Source organism: Candidatus Binataceae bacterium (assembly GCA_036495685.1).
Taxonomy (GTDB): domain Bacteria; phylum Desulfobacterota; class Binatia; order Binatales; family Binataceae; genus JAFAHS01.
Genome location: DASXMJ010000232.1, coordinates 23,225 through 40,214 on the forward strand (window position 1 = coordinate 23,225; position 16,990 = coordinate 40,214).

Annotated in this window: 16 protein-coding genes and 1 pseudogene; 4 read left to right on the top strand and 13 right to left on the bottom strand. The window is 61.0% G+C overall.

What is annotated here, in order from left to right:
- Window positions 1-208: 208 nt before the first annotated feature.
- Window positions 209-1,036 (top strand): SDR family NAD(P)-dependent oxidoreductase, encoded by an 828-nt coding sequence (locus VGI36_21005; protein ID HEY2487631.1) that lies wholly within the window; start codon window positions 209-211, stop codon window positions 1,034-1,036.
- Between the two features lie 274 nt (window positions 1,037-1,310).
- On the opposite strand, the gene VGI36_21010 is transcribed toward VGI36_21005, so the two are convergent.
- The 3 genes from VGI36_21010 to VGI36_21020 all read right to left on the bottom strand — a co-directional run bounded on the left by VGI36_21010 (window position 1,311) and on the right by VGI36_21020 (window position 4,266).
- Window positions 1,311-2,504 carry an amidohydrolase family protein gene (locus tag VGI36_21010; GenBank protein ID HEY2487632.1) on the bottom strand — a complete coding sequence of 398 codons (1,194 nt, stop codon included), beginning with the start codon at window positions 2,502-2,504 and terminating at the stop codon, window positions 1,311-1,313.
- 153 nt (window positions 2,505-2,657) lie between these two features.
- Window positions 2,658-3,422, bottom strand: coding sequence for an SDR family oxidoreductase (locus VGI36_21015; GenBank protein ID HEY2487633.1), 765 nt, complete (start codon window positions 3,420-3,422; stop codon window positions 2,658-2,660).
- A 67-nt stretch (window positions 3,423-3,489) separates the two neighbouring features.
- A complete protein-coding gene (locus tag VGI36_21020) occupies window positions 3,490-4,266 on the bottom strand; it encodes a glucose 1-dehydrogenase (GenBank protein ID HEY2487634.1) in 777 nt (258 codons plus the stop codon).
- Between the two features lie 208 nt (window positions 4,267-4,474).
- Between VGI36_21020 and VGI36_21025 the strand changes: the two genes are divergently transcribed.
- A complete protein-coding gene (locus tag VGI36_21025; GenBank protein HEY2487635.1) occupies window positions 4,475-5,905 on the top strand; it encodes a 4-hydroxyphenylacetate 3-hydroxylase N-terminal domain-containing protein in 1,431 nt (476 codons plus the stop codon).
- Window positions 5,906-5,999: 94 nt separating this feature from the next.
- Here the strand turns inward: VGI36_21025 and VGI36_21030 are convergent, their stop codons facing one another.
- The 3 genes from VGI36_21030 to VGI36_21040 all read right to left on the bottom strand — a co-directional run bounded on the left by VGI36_21030 (window position 6,000) and on the right by VGI36_21040 (window position 8,542).
- Window positions 6,000-6,365, bottom strand: a complete 366-nt coding sequence (locus VGI36_21030; protein HEY2487636.1) for a VOC family protein — start codon at window positions 6,363-6,365, stop codon at window positions 6,000-6,002.
- A 95-nt stretch (window positions 6,366-6,460) separates the two neighbouring features.
- Window positions 6,461-7,276 carry an SDR family NAD(P)-dependent oxidoreductase gene (locus VGI36_21035; GenBank protein HEY2487637.1) on the bottom strand — a complete coding sequence of 272 codons (816 nt, stop codon included), beginning with the start codon at window positions 7,274-7,276 and terminating at the stop codon, window positions 6,461-6,463.
- 96 nt (window positions 7,277-7,372) lie between these two features.
- Window positions 7,373-8,542 carry an acyl-CoA dehydrogenase gene (locus tag VGI36_21040; protein ID HEY2487638.1) on the bottom strand — a complete coding sequence of 390 codons (1,170 nt, stop codon included), beginning with the start codon at window positions 8,540-8,542 and terminating at the stop codon, window positions 7,373-7,375.
- Between the two features lie 247 nt (window positions 8,543-8,789).
- On the opposite strand from VGI36_21040, the gene VGI36_21045 reads away from it, so the two are divergent.
- Window positions 8,790-9,788, top strand: a complete 999-nt coding sequence (locus tag VGI36_21045) for a LysR substrate-binding domain-containing protein (protein ID HEY2487639.1) — start codon at window positions 8,790-8,792, stop codon at window positions 9,786-9,788.
- Between the two features lie 90 nt (window positions 9,789-9,878).
- Here VGI36_21045 and VGI36_21050 read toward each other — a convergent pair whose 3' ends face one another.
- The 6 genes and pseudogenes from VGI36_21050 to rpoZ all read right to left on the bottom strand — a co-directional run bounded on the left by VGI36_21050 (window position 9,879) and on the right by rpoZ (window position 14,709).
- Entirely contained in the window at window positions 9,879-11,303 is a 1,425-nt protein-coding gene (locus tag VGI36_21050) for an amidase (protein HEY2487640.1), read from the bottom strand.
- 130 nt (window positions 11,304-11,433) lie between these two features.
- Window positions 11,434-11,736, bottom strand: a pseudogene (locus VGI36_21055) (ArsC/Spx/MgsR family protein).
- A gap of 106 nt (window positions 11,737-11,842) precedes the next feature.
- The gene (locus VGI36_21060; GenBank protein ID HEY2487641.1) at window positions 11,843-12,427 is read right to left on the bottom strand and encodes a hypothetical protein; all 585 of its coding nucleotides are present in this window, start codon (window positions 12,425-12,427) and stop codon (window positions 11,843-11,845) included.
- A 53-nt stretch (window positions 12,428-12,480) separates the two neighbouring features.
- Window positions 12,481-13,212 carry a competence/damage-inducible protein A gene (locus VGI36_21065; GenBank protein HEY2487642.1) on the bottom strand — a complete coding sequence of 244 codons (732 nt, stop codon included), beginning with the start codon at window positions 13,210-13,212 and terminating at the stop codon, window positions 12,481-12,483.
- A gap of 104 nt (window positions 13,213-13,316) precedes the next feature.
- Entirely contained in the window at window positions 13,317-14,327 is a 1,011-nt protein-coding gene (locus VGI36_21070; protein ID HEY2487643.1) for an RNA polymerase factor sigma-32, read from the bottom strand.
- Window positions 14,328-14,511: 184 nt separating this feature from the next.
- Window positions 14,512-14,709: a DNA-directed RNA polymerase subunit omega gene (gene rpoZ / locus VGI36_21075; protein ID HEY2487644.1), complete on the bottom strand. Its 198-nt coding sequence runs from the start codon at window positions 14,707-14,709 to the stop codon at window positions 14,512-14,514.
- Between the two features lie 192 nt (window positions 14,710-14,901).
- On the opposite strand from rpoZ, the gene VGI36_21080 reads away from it, so the two are divergent.
- The gene (locus VGI36_21080; GenBank protein ID HEY2487645.1) at window positions 14,902-16,653 is read left to right on the top strand and encodes a S53 family serine peptidase; all 1,752 of its coding nucleotides are present in this window, start codon (window positions 14,902-14,904) and stop codon (window positions 16,651-16,653) included.
- A gap of 77 nt (window positions 16,654-16,730) precedes the next feature.
- Here the strand turns inward: VGI36_21080 and VGI36_21085 are convergent.
- The coding region (locus VGI36_21085) for a hypothetical protein (protein HEY2487646.1) at window positions 16,731-16,990 on the bottom strand (260 nt) is incomplete at its 5' end.

A 16,990-nucleotide genomic window follows, 5' to 3' on the forward strand; every position in this document is an offset into this window, starting at 1 on the left:
TAACGATTCGTGCAGTGCCTCAACCCAAGCTGCAACAAAGGAGCCCTGGTGCCAAAGAAATCTTGAACGGGACCGATTTTTGCCTTGGCCCAGAGAGTCAAGAAGAGGCTAGAATTCCGATTTGAAAAAGTCCCGCCGGCCGTTCGTATAGGCGACGCTACGGCGTGACAAGAAGCATCCGCAAACCAGGATTCGAATGAAGTGACGTATGGATACCATCAGCGGAAAAGTTGCGGTCGTCACCGGAGGCGCCAGCGGTATCGGATTCGCCACCGCGAGGGCGCTCGCCGCCAAAGGTGCGAAGCTCGTCATCGCGGATATCGAAGCGTCCGCGCTCAACAACGCCGTTGCTGAGCTGTCATCCTCGGGCGCGAAGGCCGAGGGTGTCATGTGCGACGTCGCCGATCTCGCGTCCGTACAGAACCTCGCCCGGCAGGCATTCTCGAAAATGGGTGCGGTGCATATCTTGTTCAACAACGCGGGCGTCGCGCTCAACGGCCATCTCGTCAACATGAAACATCCCGATTGGGAATGGATCCTCAAGGTTGACCTGTGGGGACCGATTCACGGCGTCGAAGCGTTTCTGCCGCGCATGATTGAGCAGAAGCAAGGCGGACAGATCCTCTTCACTTCGTCGATTGCGGGACTGGTGCCGACTGAAGGCCTGGGCGTGTATGCGGTCGCGAAGTACGGCGTGGTCGCGCTCGCCGAAACTCTCCGGCGCGAGGTCCGGCAGCATAACATCGGGGTGTCGGTGCTCTGTCCATTACGAGTCGATACCAACATCGGAACTTCGGAACGAAATCGCACGGCGGATTTCGGCGGCGCACCGGCCTCGCCTCGGCCCCAGCCGCAAGCCTCGAGCAACATCGTGATGGCGGGCGAGGTGATGAGGCCCGAGGATGTCGCGACCGTGGTTGTCGAGGCGATCCTGGCGAATCGGCTCTACATCCTGCCGCACGACGACAGCCGCGAGCTCATCCGGCGCCGCTTTCAACGCATCGACGCGACCTTCGACGAGCAGAAGAAAAGGTGACGTATCTCGCTATTCGAAGTTGAGCCTCAGGTTCGGCTTCGGCGCCGGCCCGCCGCAGGCGCAGGCGAGCCGCGCTTAAACTGCTGGGCTGAGCACTGCATTCGGTCCTCGATTTTGCGGCTTCTGAAGCCTCCGTTCTCAGACCAGGAGTGTTGAACGCGAAGTCCGCATGCCGCATGGCTTTTTGACGCGCATGGGCGGTCACCTCCGAGGCGGTCGGGGAAAATTCGCGCTCTCTTCTGCGATGAGCCCGAGCCCACCCTCCGCGAACGGGTCACATCTTATCGATCAAAATTGTCCCGTCCTTCACAACCATGACAACTTTACGTATAGCGGTGATGTCTGCCCTCGGGTCGCCATCAAGGAGAAGCAGGTCCGCAAGCTTCCCGGTCGCGATCGTACCAAGAGCATCTGTTCCGAGATGCTCGGCAGCATCTTTGGTCGCCATTTTGAGTACCTTCTCCGGCGCGATTCCCGCGGCTGACGTCCGCTCTGTCTCGACGATGGTGTTTTCTCCGAACTTACCGTAACCGCAGAAGGTGTCGCTGCCGAGGGCTACTCGAACGCCTGCGTCTGCGATCCGCTTAAGATTGGCGTATCTCACCGCGGCAGCGGTCTCCTCAAAAGTAAGCAACCAAAGGGTTGGTACATAGGAGGCACGATTTTGCAGCAACAGCTCAATCACCCGGGCGCCATTGAGTTCATGGTCCATGATTCCATGCTCGAGACCGTCCGCTCCGGCTTCGAGCGCCTCGATGGCGGCCTCCTGATCGAAGGTATGAACGGTCACTTTCAAGCCATGCTTATGCGCCTCATCTACGATCGCTTCGAGAACTTCACGCTCGAGTCTGTGGATCTGAACGTTGATACCCAGCGGATCCGACCTGAAAAAATACGGTTCTCCATGCTTACACCCACCCTGATGAACGATCTTGATCGCGTTCACCTTCTTCTCCGCCAAGCGCCGGACAGCATCTCGTGCCACGGGCGCGGAATCGGATTCGATGGTTGAGCGGCGGCGAATCCAGGGATTCCGACCAAAAATGGTTGTCGCAGGATGACTGCCGGGAGCCGCGAACGCAGCTCCGGTCGCGAATAATCGAGGGCCACGGAGCTCACCACTCTCAAGCATGGACCGCACCCTCAGGATGTCATCTTCGGAATCGCCTACCGATTTGACGGTGGTGACGCCGACCGCAAGAAAATCTTCAAGGCGTTTCGGCAGTTCGTGCTCGATGTCGGCGGCCATCGTCTTCTCGTCTGTTGCCGTCCACATATTGAGCAGATGAATATGGCAATCTATGAGCCCCGGCATGAGAAACTTACCCGCAGCGTTAATCTCCCTGTTCGCGGGCACCGTCGATGACCCGACGGAGGTGATTTTGTCTCCAGCGATTCCGACGCTGAAGAGTCCTTCTCTCATCGCCGAACCGTCGAACAATCGGACGTTATTTATTGACAGGTCCATAATCCGTGTGACCTCCCACCTTTGCCCCTTCGATTTGGAAGCGTAGGCCCGGTAAATCAGGGCGAAGCTATCGCCACGGCGCCTAAGTGGCAAACACGTTTCTGGATGGCGCGGGGCTCATACGTAACCCAAGCGGCGGGCTCCGGCGATGCCCTATCTGATCGCGAAGCCGCCGTCGGCGTTGATAATTGCCCCGGTCACGAAGTCGGAGGCATGTGAAGCCAGAAAGATCGCGGTGCCGGCCATTTCCTCGGGTTCGCCGAATCGGCCCGCGGGCGTACGTATGATTATTTCGTCATAGAATGGACCCGACTGTGCAGGTGTGGTCATGTCCGTTTTGATCCACCCGGGGACGATCGCATTTACCTGGATGTTGTAACGAGCCCAGTCGATTGCCAGCGACTTGGTCAGTTGGACCAATCCGCCTTTGGCGGCGGAATAGGAAATCACCGCCCCGCTGCCGAAGTGGGAATACTCGCTGGCGATGTTGATAATCTTGCCGCGCTTGTGCGGAATCATCGAGCGGGCAGCGATTTGCGCAAGGAAGAAGCAGGAGTTGAGGTTGGTCTCGATTACCCGGTCCCACGAATCCGGGTCGTGTTTCGCGGCGCTCTTTTGAATCGAGATGCCCGCGTTGTTGACCAAAATCGAAATCGGGCCGAGCGCGCGCTCGACCTCTGCCATCGCGGGTTCCAGCTCTGCGCGTTCGGTGACATCGAGGAGAATCGAAACTGCTCTGGCGCCAAGCTGTTCAAGTTCGGCCAGGACTATACGATTTTTCTGCTCGTTGCGCGCGAGAATCGCGACCGCCGCGCCGGCCTCGGCGAAGCCCAGCGCGATGCCCCGGCCGATCCCACCGTTGCCCCCCGTCACCACGGCCACGTTGCCGGCCAGGTCGAACATCTTCGGTGCAGCCATCCAAAACTCCTGAACTCTCTCGGCCAAGCTCCGCCGTGAACTCGAAGGTCTGCGGATTCCTGCTGCTTTATCTTATGAAAAATCCGCCGTCGACTATGAGGTCGGCGCCGGTCACGAAATCCGACGCATGTGAGGCCAGGAAAACCGCCGCGCCGGCCATCTCCTCGGGCTCGGCGAACCGACCCGCCGGCGTGCGGGTAATCATTTCTTGTTTCACCGCGGCGTACTGCGGATCATTGCGAATCCAGTCGGTCATGTCGGTGGTGGTCCAGCCGGGGGCCAGCGAGTTCACCTGGATATTGTAGGGCGCCAGTTCGATCGCAAGGCATCGCGTTAGCTGGAGCAGGCCGCCCTTGCTGACTCCGTATGAGGGGTAGATGGGCGTGCCTTTGTAGCCGCCCACGCTGGCGACATTGATGATTTTGCCGGCGCGACGCTGGACCATGGATTGCGCTGCATACTTCGAGAGCAGAAAGCACGCAGTGAGGTCGGTCTCAATGACCGAGTCCCAATCCTCCTCGGTGTGCTCGAGCAGGTTCTTCAGCACCGCGAACGCGGCATTGTTGACCAGGATATCGATCGGGCCGAGCTCGCGCTCGATAGATGCCAGCGCGGGCTTAAGGTCCGCGCGCCGCGCGACATCGAGCTTGAGCGCCATGGCCGGGTTTCCCAGCGCGCGGAGCTCGGCGAGCGTATCACGATTGCGCTGCTCGTTGCGTGCCAGGATGGCGACTTTCGCGCCTGCGGTAGCAAGCCCCAGTGCGATTCCGCGTCCTATCCCGCCATTGCCGCCGGTTACCACGGCGACCTTGCCGCTCAGATCGAACATCTTGGTATTGGTCATCGCTTCCCTCCCGGGAGCGCAAATTCTCGGGAGTTCGCAGCTTACCCGGATTCAGCCCCGATTAACCACCAGCCTCGAACCGAGGGCATGCTCAAGACCGGCTCGCAACTCTTCTTGGTGTCCTGGTGTCTTTGTGGTTAGGTGTCCTACCAAGAGACCGCGGTGCGTGAGTTAGGCTGCGGCCGCTATCGGGAAAGGATTATTCGCCATGGGACTACGAACGGCAGAGCAATATAAGGCATCGTTGCGCGACGGGCGCGCGGTGTTTTTTCGCGGCGACAAAGTTGCGGACGTCACGGCGCATCCCGTCATCGGAATCGCGGTCGAACATGCTGCGCTTGACTACCGGATGGCCGAGGACCCGCAGTATCGCGAGCTGGTGGTGGTCAAGGAAGGCGCCGACGAATACAGCCGTTACTATCACCTGCCCCGGAACGGCGACGATCTGCTAAAGCGCAGCGCGCTCATCGCGGCTGCGACCCGGGAGGGGGCAACCCTGGTAGTACTGATCAAAGAGATCGGCACCGATGCGCTCCTGGCACTGCGCATCATCGGGGAGCGGATGGCGGCGGCGGGTAAACCCGAGTACCGGGAGCGCATCCACAAGTTCTATCGGCATTGCCGTGACAACGATCTGGCGGTCGCGGTCGCGCAAACCGATGTCAAAGGGGACCGCTCTCTGGGTCCCACCCAGCAGGATCATCCCGACTACTACGTGCGCATGGTCGAGGAGCGGCCCGATGGCGTGGTGGTCAGGGGTGCCAAGGTTCACACCTCGGTTTCAACCAACACCAACGAAGTGATCGTGCTGCCGACGCGAGCGATGCGTCCCGAGGACAAGGCCTATGCGATCGGGTTCGCGCTGCCCATGAATGCGCCGGGCTTGAAGATGATCGCGAGTCCGCATGGGTCGAGCAAGAAGAATCCGTTCGAGCATCCGATCAGCGCCCGACACAAGATGATGGAGACGCTCACCGTCTTCGATGACGTGTTCGTGCCGAAGGAAAGAATCTTCCTGAATGGCGAGATCGACTTCGCGGGCCTGCTTGCGCTGACCTTCGTCCGCTTTCATCGTTTCACCGCGGTGTCATACAAGCTGCCGTTGCTGGAGCTGCTCGCGGGCGCCGGAGCGGCGATTGCGGAGGCCAATGGAATTTCGCGCGCCGGACACGTGCGCGACAAGCTCACCCATCTGGCGGCGTATCACACCACGGTGCGGGGGCTGATCGAACACGCGGCGCGGACCTGTACGCTCGAAGACGGGATCGCGGTGCCGAATACGCTACTGACCAACGTCGCGAAGTACCATTTCGCGCACAACTACCATCAGGGGGTGCAGATCGTGCAGGACCTCGCCGGCGGACTGCTGGTGACCGCGCCCGGCGAGGAGGACCTCAAGAGCGAGGCGACCCGCGAGTATGTGCTCAAGTACATGGGTGGGGCGAAGGGCTTCGACGCGGAAAAGCGGCTGCGGTTGTTAAACTTGATCAGCGACCTCACCTCTTCGGAGTACGGCGGATACCAGGAAGTGCTCGCGGTGCACGCGGAGGGCGGATTCGAGGCAGAGAAGCTCCAGGCCTATCGCGAATACGACTTCAAGACGGTCGCGGCGTACGCGCGCAAACTGGCGGGCGTATAGCGGGCGGATACGGGCCGCAGCCCGTGCCGATCAGACGCGGTCCGCTTCAGCACGGTCTTGGGCGGTTGCTCACGAATCGTCCGAGTCGCCTCTTCTATTGGTCGGTCCGCAACTCGACGGTGTTCCCGTCGGGGTCGAGGATCCAGAGCTGACGGCCGGCGCCCATGTTGGATGGAGCTTCGAGAAATTCGATGCCCATATCCTTGAGGGTGCGCTTCGTCTCCTCGAAATCGGCCACCTCGAGGGCGATATGCGCACCGAGCGGATCGGGCTTGCGCCCGTGGTCCTGGCTCGAAATCAGGTGAATCGCGTTCTCTCCGACGCCATACCACGCTCCCGCAAAGGGAAAATTGGGACGGGGAAGTTTCTTGAGACCGAGCACGCTTTCATAAAACTTGGTCGCGCGTTCGGCATCGGTGATGCGCACCGCGCTGTGGCTGAAGCCCTTGATCTTGATCATCGCACCTCACCTCGAAGAGCATCCACGGATTTCGCAGCTTTACACGGATCAGGAGGATTGCGGCAAATCGGCGGAATCCGCGGGTGGCGCGCTTCTCAGTGCATTTCCGCGCCGCCGGCTATGTTGAGTGCCACGCCCGTGATGTTGTCCGCGCGGCACAAGTACACGACTGCGTCCCCGATGTCATCCGGGGTCTGCGCTCGGCGCAGAAAGGTGTTGCGCTCGACGTAGGTGTCGAAAGCCGCTTCGCGATTTACCCCCAGCGACGGAGCCACCACCGGATCGAGCACATCCGACCACATCGCGGTGTGCAGAAAGCCCGGGCATACCGCGTTGACCCGAATGTTGTCCGGGCCCAGTTCCTCGGCCAGCGATTGGGTGAAGCCCACCACCGCGAACTTGCTGGAGCAATATGCGGCCACGTTGCCATGACCGGTCTTGCCTGCCACGGACGCGGTGTTGACGATCGCGCCGCCGCCGCGCTTGCGCATCGCGGGGATGCATGCCTTCGAGCACAGGAACACGCCCTTGACGTTGACTCCCATCATGCGATCCCAGGTCTGCTCGCTGAACGATTCGACCGGGCCGACCGCAATGATCCCCGCGTTGTTGCAAAGAATATCGATCCCGCCCAACGCGGACTCGGCCTCCCTGGCCATCCGCTGACAATCCGCCCACCGGGTCACGTCGGCGAGGATCGCAGCGGCCCGCACGCCGCGGTGCGTCACTTCCTCAACGGTGCGATTCAATTCGGTCTGCGCGGCGAGATTGTAGGTCAGCGTCGCATCGGCGGGATTGCCGAGATCGACGAGCGCGACGTTCGCACCGGCGTCCGCCAGCTTGAGTGCCATACCCCGGCCGATGCCGCGCGCCGCCCCGGTGACGATTGCGCACTTACCTTTGAGTTCCATCGCGTCTCCTCGGTCCGGAATGAGAATCCGCAGATTTACGCATTTGGAAGATTCCGGCAATCCGGGGAGGCTGGGTGACCTGCGAAGTCCTGCGATTTAGTCGAAAGCGTTTTCGCCGGTTAGGTCGCGGCCCAGGATCAGGGTGTGGACGTCGAAGGTGCCTTCGTAGGTGTTCACCGTCTCGAGGTTCAGCAGGTGCCGGATCACCGGATATTCGTTGACGATTCCATTGGCGCCCAGCATGTCGCGCGCATTGCGCGCGATCTTCAGCGCCTCGTTTACGTTGTTGCGCTTGGCGAAAGACACGTGTTCCGGCCGGTACTTGCCGGCGTCTTTCAGCTGCGCCAGCCGCAGACAGATCATCTGCATCTTGGTGATCTCGGTGAGCATCGTGACCAGTTTGCTCTGGACCAGCTGATAGCCGGCCAGCGGGCGCGAGAACTGCTTGCGCGACTTCGTGTAGTCGAGCGCGCAGTTGTAGCAGGTACGCGCGGACCCGATCGCACCCCAGGCGATTCCGTAGCGCGCCTGGGTGAGACATCCAAGCGGCCCTTTGAGTCCTCGCGCACCCGGCAGATGGGCGCTGGCCGGGATACGCACGTCTTCCATGATGAGCTCCGAGGTGATCGACGCGCGCATCGAGAACTTTCCGTGGATGTCGTGAGTGGAGAATCCCGGGGTACCCTTTTCAACCAGGAATCCGGTAATGCCCTCGTCGACCTTGGCCCACACGATGGCGACATCCGCTATCGATCCGTTGGTGATCCAGCGTTTAGTGCCGTTGAGGATCCACCCGTCGCCGTCCTTGCGCGCGCGCGTTTCCATCCCGCCCGGGTCGGAGCCGTGGTCGGGCTCGGTAAGCCCGAAGCACCCGATGAGCTTGCCCTTGGCCATTTCGGGCAGGTAACGCCTTTTCTGTTCTTCGGTTCCGTTGGCGTAGATGGCGTACATCGAGAGCGAACTCTGCACCGAAGCGAGGGAGCGCAGCCCCGAGTCCGCGGCTTCCAGCTCCTGCATGACTAAGCCGTAAGCCACGTTGTTCATCCCGGCGCATCCGTAGCCCCGAAGATTAGCGCCGAACATACCCAGCTCGGCCATCTGCGGAATCAGATCTTTAGGAAAAGTCTCGTCGGCAAAGTGGCGTTCGATGTCGGGAAGCACCTCACGACTGACGAACCGGCGCACGGTGTCGCGGGTAGCACGTTCTTCGGGTGTGAGCAGGTCGTCCAGATGGAAGAAATCCAAATCTCTTAACAATTCCGGCATGTTACGCTCCGTTTCATGTTTTGCAGGAATACGTAGGGTTTTACGGGGAAAATTAGCGCACCACGGCGTCGTTTGGAGGTGGCCGGTTTCGGGATCCGTGGACTTCCCGAAGAGGACGCTCTTGACCCGTGCTGGCGCTTTCCGCAGGGTAATTGGAAAGGCCGTGGGAGTTAAATTGGGCTACTGGTTGCCTCACTTCCGAGTATCACGTAGCCTAATGCCACAAATCAGCATTTCGTAAGGTAGTATGCACATCGAAACGTTAAAGGTCTTCTGCGACATAATCGAAAGTGGAAGCTTTTCTTATGCCGCCTCGCAAAACTTTGTAACCCAGTCGGCGGTCAGCCAGCAGGTCCGGAGTCTGGAGGAAAAATACGATTGCCGATTGATAGAACGCGGGCGGGCTGGAGTCAAACCAACTCCCGCGGGCCAGATTCTCTACACCGCCAGCAAAGAGATCGTGCGCCGCTTCATGGAGCTGGAAAATCGTCTGCGCGAGATCGGGTCGGTGGTGGCAGGCTCGATTCGGGTTGGCACCGTGTACAGCGTCGGACTCCACGAGCTCCCGCCCTACCTGACCGAATTTTTGCGCAACTATCCGGCCGTCAACGTCCATCTCGAATACCTGCGCTCGAACAAAATTTACGAGGACCTGATCGAAGGCAAGATCGATCTGGGCGTGGTGGCGTATCCCGCCAAGCGCAGCCAGATCGTGTCGATCGCGTTTAGGCATGATGAGCTGGTCCTGGTGGTGCCCCCCGACAGTCCGCTCGCCAAGCACAACAAGGTCAGCGTGGGCGCACTTGCGGGGCAAAAGTTCGTTGGCTACGAGCGCGACATCGCGACCCGCAAAGCTTCGGATCGCATCCTGCGCGACCACGGCGTCAAGCCGCAGTACGTGCTCGAGTTCGACAATATCGAGACCATCAAGCGTGCGGTCGAGATTGCTCTCGGATGCGCGATCGTTCCGAAGATGACAGTGGATAACGAAGTTTCGCGCGGCACCCTCAAGATGCTTGAATTCACGGAAGGAACCTTTACCCGGCCGTTGGCCATCATCTACAAGCGCGGTCGCGAACTATCGCCGGCGGTGCGCAAGTTTATCGAGGTGCTGACCCACAACAACGGCGCCGGCAAGCCGGGCCGTTCCGAGCGGGCCGAGCGCAGCTCCCGCAGCGAGCGCGTAGAACGAGCCACGCCCGACGGCAATCGCGACGGCAGCGAGAAGGTCGAAAAGCTCGCCTAGCAAAGAGAACCACAGGGGGCTGCCGCTCAATCCGGCCGCCGCAGCCGCAAAGCGGCGCGGCGCGCGCCAGTGCCGGATTGGATGTTCACCTTAGATTGGCGGGGGTTGGAAGCCGCCCAGTTCCTGTTCCAGCAGTTTCGCTACCGCCAGTACCTCCTCTTCGGCGAATGCACGACCCACCACCTGAACCCCGGTCGGGAGTCCCTGGTGGTCGCGTCCCGCGGGTACCACCGCTCCCGGCAAGCCTGCGCAGTTGCCGAACAGGACCGGCCAGTTGGCAGCGAACAGCGGATATTCCTTGCCGTCGATGTCCACGGTCTGCTTGCCTTCCGCGAATGCGGTGGCGCAGAACGGCGGACAGATCAGGATCGGATAGCGTTCCATGAATTTGGCCAGCTCGACGCGGAAAGTATCGCGCGCGATGGAGGCGAGAAAGAATTCGGCGGCCGACTTGGGCTCGGAAGGCGCGAGCAAACCGTTGCGCAGGCGCTCGCGGGAAAGGTTGATCTTATCGCCGAGCACCTGGCGTAGCAGCGTGCCTCCATCGGCGGTCGCGTATGCCATCCACAGGCGCGCGGCATCCTGGATGGGTGGCTGCGCCTCCTCCACGCTCAGTCCGGACTTGGCCAGCGCCTTGGCCGCGCGTTCGGTAGCCGCGCGGATGTCGCGAGCCACCGGCACCTCGCCGCCTCCCGCGGTGAAGAACGCGCACCGCAGCTTCTTCACCTCGATGCGCTCCGGGTGGGCTTGCGGAGACGGCGCGGTGTAGGGCGCGCTCCAATGGGCTCCCTTGATGACGTTGTAGGCCATCGTCAGGTCATCGACGTATCGCGCCATCGGCCCGAGTGTCGCCATGTGGGAAATTCCCGGCGGCGCCGCGGGCCCCGGCGACATGTGTCCCGCCAACGGAATCGTTCCCCAACTCGGCTTTAGTCCGACGATGCCGCAGAAGTGGGCCGGCACCCGAATCGATCCACCGTAATCGGAGCCCAGTCCCAACGGGGACATGCCTGCCGCCAATGCCGCAGCTTCACCCCCGCTCGATCCACCCGGCACGCGTGCACGATTCCACGGATTCTTGGTCGGCCCGAACAGCGGATTGTCGCAGTCGTAATCGAAGGTCATTTCGGGGGTGTTGGTCTTGCCGAGCACGACCGCGCCGGCCGCGCGCAAGCGTGCGACCACGGGCGCATCGGTGTCGGAGACATAGTCTTCAAAAATCTTCATTCCCCAGGTCGAGCGCACACCTTCGGTAATGATCGAATCTTTGATGGTGACGGGCAGACCTTCGAGCGGCCGCGCTTCGCCGCTGCGCGCGAGACGCCGGTCGCAGTCAGCAGCTTCACGCGTAGCGCGCTCCTTGACCAGGGTGATGACGGCGTTCAGGCCGGGATTGAGCGCGTCGATTCGTTTAAAGAATTGTTGGGTGAGTTCGGCCGCGGAGATCTCGCGCGCCTTGAGCATCGCGACGAGCCGGCCCGCCGGTGCAAAAAACAGTTCCTCAGAGAAGCCCATAGAACACCTCGGTTGCTCGGGTGGTAGCACCGATTCCCTCTCGTTGTCTAAGGGGAGTGTCAACTATGTTGCCGGTTTAAATGTCAACTATGTTCCCGGTTGCTCCGGGAGACAGGTAACGGAGTGGGAGTCAGCGGAGTGCTTGTTTGAGGCGGTCGCGATCCAGCCCGGCGATCATCTCGCGTCCGACGACGACCAGCGGGCGCCTGATCAAATTGGGTTCCTGCGCCATCAGCTTGAGGCTTTGCTCGGCGCTGAGCGTCTTGCCCTGCAAGCCCATCGCTTTGAACGTAGGGCTCTTCGCGTTCAGAAAATCGCGTGGATCGCGTCCCTTGAACAGCTCCTTGAGTTCGGTCAAATCGAGCGGGTTTTTGGCGTAGTCGCGCTCTTCAAGTTCGACCTTGAGATCATTGCGCAAGAAACTTCTTGCGTTGCGACAGGTAGTTCAGGTCGATTTCCAGATAAAGCGTGCTTTCTTCATACGGTTACGCATTCGGCAAAGCCCGCCGCTTAAGCAGGCTCCGCCACCCGGGTCGCCTCTACTCGATGCTTCTGGGCGAGCTCGAGTCGGCTTTCGAATGAACCGGCCCGGTACCCGTGTCCATCGGCTGCACTGCTCCGTTGGTGACTGAAGGCGCAGCTGCCGGTGCCGACGCGGGAGGTGGCAGTGGAGTGATCGGCTGAACGGTGCTGCTGGCGGAGGACTCGGTCGTGGTCCCCGGCGGTGTTTCCCTCGGACCGCTGAAATTGATTGGCTGCTGGCCCGCAACCATTTGCGGGGTGAGCACGTAGTCTCCACCCAGCGCACTGCGAAATACCGTGCTCGCAGCCTGAGTGTTGCCCGCGGTTACCAGATAGGTTCCGCCGCCCACGATTGTCCCGACGATCGCGTAAACCAGCTTCGCCGGGAAGTAAAGTAAATTGCCGAAGAGCGCCACTGCGCCGTAGCCCGCACCAGGCCAGTTCACGCCGCTCTCGGGCTGTGGTACCTGCATCGTACTGGCAGCTGAAGAAGCCTGTGCTGCCGGAGCCGACGCATCCTGCGCCAGAGCACTACCTGTAACGAATATTACCAGAGCCGCGGCGAGCGTCGTCGCCAGAAAGGGTGAACGAATCCTGCCCATTGTCCTTCTTCCTCCTCCTTCTCAACCTCGTTTAAATAGACCCACTCGATACCTTACTCGATTTTGACCACCGTGTCTTTGGGGAGGAGCGTCAAAAGGCGATGAAATGCGCGATCCAAGTACTCGGCATTCTTGGACTCGAGCGTCAGCTTGACGCGGTACTCGGGATTGCCGATGCGCGGATACGAGCCCAGCATCAGTTCCGGGAACTCGGCCAGGCAGGCGTTCAGGTGCTCGGCGATGGCGCCCTCGTTCGCGCTCGTATAGATGGCGCGGAGGTGGTACGGGTCTGAAGCGAAGCGCGGCTTAAGTGCATTTAACTTCGCCTCAAAGAGCTGCGGGATGCCGGGCAGCACGTAGACATTTTCGATCTGGACGGTGGGAAACCGGATGTCACCCTCATCGTTCAAGATGACGCCCTCGGGTACCTCCGCCATCTTGAGACCCGCGGCATTCACGCGTCCGACGAAATGACTCCGGATGAGCCGCTCCAAGTCGGGGTGAATCACGATCCTACGCCCGAAGGCCGCGGCGACGCCCTCCATGGTGAGGTCATCGTGAGTGGGGCCGACACCGCCGGAAGTAATAACGATGTCAAAGTGCGCCGAGCAGTAAGCGACTTCTTCCGCGATTTTGGGAACTTCATCCGGAATCACGGTCACGCGCTCGAGCGCTACCCCAAGCTTGCGCAACTCGCAGGCGGCGAAGTACGCGTTTGAGTCCTGCACCTTTCCGGACAGGATCTCGTTTCCAATCACGACCAGCGCGCAGGTACGGTCTCGCATCGATTTGGGCATTATCGCGTTACCCATAGAGGGCAGCAAGGCAAGCGCAGAAATCCGCGGATTACGCGGATCCTGGTGCTGGGGAGCCGGATAACGGATGCTTCCTAGCTGGCTTCGTCGATGTCGGCTGCCTTTTCGCGGATGAAATCGCGCAGGCGGTTCTTGAGCCGGGTCTCGATCTGCCGCACCCGCTCGCGGCTGATTCCAAAGCGTTCTCCGATTTCCTGCAGCGTCGCGGGGTCTTCGGTCAGAAGCCGCTGGTTGAAAATCTCAAGTTCCTTATCCTTGAGGGTCGCCGCGAATTCCTCAACGCGCTCGCGCGCGAAGTTTCGCCATTCGTCCGCGGCGGCCGCCTCTTCGGGATTGTGCGAATCGTCGGGAAGCACCTCCACTAGGGCCACATCCTCGGACTGGCCGCTCGGCTGATCCAGCGATACCTCGTTCTGTGACATCCGTTCCTGCATCTCGCGCACTTCGCTTTCCTTCACCCCCATACGTTGCGCGAGCAGCTTGGGTTCGGGCCGGAAGCCTTGTGCTTCGAGTCGGTCGCTCTCCTTGCGCAGATTGAAGAAAAGCTTGCGCTGCGCCTGGGTGGTTCCGATCTTCACCAGCCGCCAGTTGTTAATCAGGTAACGATAGATGTAGGCGCGAACCCACCACACCGCGTAGGAAGGGAAGCGGATGCCGCGGTACGGGTCGAAATTCTTGACCGCTTCCATCAGCCCGACATTGCCTTCCTGGATGAGGTCGAGAACGTTCCGGGAGGCACGGGCGACTTCGAGTGCGATTTTGACGACCAGCCGCAAGTTCGCGGTGACCAGCCGAAACGCGTCCTCGCGATGGTGATGTCGATGGTAGCGCTTGGCGATCTCGGCTTCCTCCTCGCGAGTGAGCAGGGGAAAGCGCCGAATCTCGGCCAGATAGCGGCCCAACGGATCGAGCGGAACAAGCGCGCCGCCCTCGCCTGTGTCGGAGGACTCCTTGCTGGTCTCGTCGGCGGGCCGCGGAACCTTGTCCTCAGAATCGGGAGCTTCGGCCTCGTCGTTATCGACGGGGTGAAACTCTTCGATCTCGACCACCGGGGCTTCCTCGTCGCCGATTGAATCGTCGACCACCAGCGGCTCGTCGGCCGCGCGTGGCGAGGCTCGCCGTCGTGATCCACGCGGCGATCGGGGCGGAGTATTGCCAGCTTTGCGGGCCATGGAACCGGATGGGCGCATCAAGGACGCCGCGTCGAGATCGCGCGGGGATGCCCGCAATCCGCCCGGCGTGACATCGATCGGGGCCGACTTCGGAGAACTACTTCTCCTGCGGCTCTTCGAGCGTGACCTTGGTGGCGGCAATCTCGCGAAGTGCCGTCACGACTTCCTTATTATCACTTTCCACTAGTGGCCGCGCGCCTTTGAGCAGCTGCTTGGCGCGCTTGGCAGCTCCGAGGACCAATTCGAAGCGGTTGGGGATCTGCTCAAGGCAATCTTCTACGGTAATTCTCGCCATTATCCCCTAATCTTCCGGTGCAATCGTCCGTCTGTCAACGCACCTCAAGTTGCACAAGAAATCTTGGCAGCGCGGCCCAGCACCAGCAGCGGCCGACAAAATTTGAGGAAGTGCGCGCTTGGAGCAGTTAAGGTGAGAAAAGGTCTTGCGTGACCAGATTGGGACCTCGAAAATGCCCGATGAGAGAGAACTATGTCGTCGTCGCCGCTACTCCCCGCTATCCGTTTGCAACGCGTCGCTGGATTGGCTGCTGCCATCTTGATGGTCGCGGTTGCTGCTGCCCCGGTTTTCCCGGCCGAATCGAAGATTACAATTCCAGGCAACCACCCGGAGGAAGCCGCAGAGCTCACCACGGGCGAAATGGCGTCGGACCGGCAACTCCGTATCACGATCACGCTGGCGCTTCGCAATCGCGAGCAGTTGGAAGAACTGATCGCGCAACAGCAGGACCCGTCGTCGCCAGAGTACCATCGGTGGCTCACCCCGGCGGAATTTAACGATCGCTTCGGCCCGACGCCGGACGACCGGGCCGCGATCGAGCATTGGTTGACCGGCAGCGGCCTGTCAGTCGAATCCGTGGGCGCGGCTGGGCGCGAAGTCGTCGCGACCGGGGCCGCGGCGACAGTGGAAAAAGCCTTTGCAGTAAAGATCGCAACCAGTGCCGATGGCGGGACCTACGCCAATCTCAATGACCCGGAAGTGCCGGCGTCCGTGGCGCCCCTGATCGGCTCGGTTCGTGGTCTCGGAAACACCCTGCGCTTCAAGAACAACCTGGTCACCGCCGCCAACAAGGTCAGCCCACAGGCGACTGAAAGCGGTGTGACCGCGTTCGGTCCCAAGGACCTATGGACCTTCTACGACGAGACCGGGCTCAACAGCGCCGGCACCACCGGCGCGGGAGCGGATTGTATCGCGCTGGTTGAGACGGCCGATTTCGAAGATGACGCACTCGCCCTGTTCGACGCGACGTTTGGCCTGCCGGGCACTACCGTCTCGCGGGTTCTCGCCGACGGCAGCAATCCGGGTGTGGGTCCACCCCAGGCTCAATCGGAATCGGATCTGGATGTCGAATATTCGCACGCCGCCGCGCCTGGCGCTCCGATCACCGCATACCTCGGCGCTGGTGCGAACGCGACGGTGGATGCGCTCGCGCGAGCGGTGAGCGACAACACCTGTGGCGCGATCAGCCTAAGCTTCGAATTCTGTGGCACGGGTGCCTCGTTCTTTAGCGGCACCCTCAATCCTATTCTGGCGCAGGCCGAAGCCCAGGGACAGGCGGTGTTCGCGGCGACTGGCGATGAGGGCGCGGCAGGACTGAAAGCGACCAGCAGCGGATGTGTGGTTGCCGGTGGCGCACCTAGGGTCAGCGAGTTGGCTGCTGACCCGCATGTCACCGCGGTCGGCGGAACACAGTTTACTCCCACTTTCGACGGCAGCGGCAATGACGTCGGCTATGCGACCGAATCGGTCTGGCACGACAAGGCCCCGATTCCGAAGTCGGAGCGCGGAGCAAGCGGTGGCGGACGAAGCTCGGTCTTCGCAAAGCCCAGCTTCCAGTCGGGCGTTTTTCCCAAGGACAAACGCCGCGACATTCCCGATATCTCGCTGGGCGCCTCGGCCTTTAATCCCGGGTTTTTCTTCGCGTTCGGAACACCCAGTCAGCTCGGAATCGTGGGCGGCACCAGCTTGGCAACGCCAGTGTGGGCCGGCATCAGCGCACTCGCTGCACAGAGTGCGGGGACGACCCGAGTGGGCAATATAAACGCGAAACTCTACGCGCTGGGTCCGCTAAACAACACTGCCTCCTCGGGACTGCATGACGTGACGATAGGGAACAACAGTTTCAACGGTGTCGCGGGCTACAGTGCCAAGCCGGGTTACGATCGGGCAACCGGGTGGGGTACGCCAGACATCGGCATCCTCGTGCCGATGTTGGGCCCGTAGCGCGCCAATAGATTTAGCCCAAACAAAAAACCCCGGCGCGCTTTTCGAGCCGGGGTTTTCTGCTTGATGGCGGTCGTTTACTTCGAAGGATCGGGAGTGATCCGCAGATACGGCCTCAATTCCTTGTAGCCCTTCGGGAATTTCTCCTTCAGCACCTTGGGATCGGTGAGGGACGTGACGATGATGCAATCCTCGCCATGCTTCCAGTCCACTCCGGTCGCGACCGAATACTTGTCGGTGAGCTGCAGTGAATCGATCGCGCGCAGGATTTCATCGAAGTTCCGGCCGGTGCTGGCGGGATAGGTGATGATCAGGCGAACCTTCTTGTTTTGGTCGA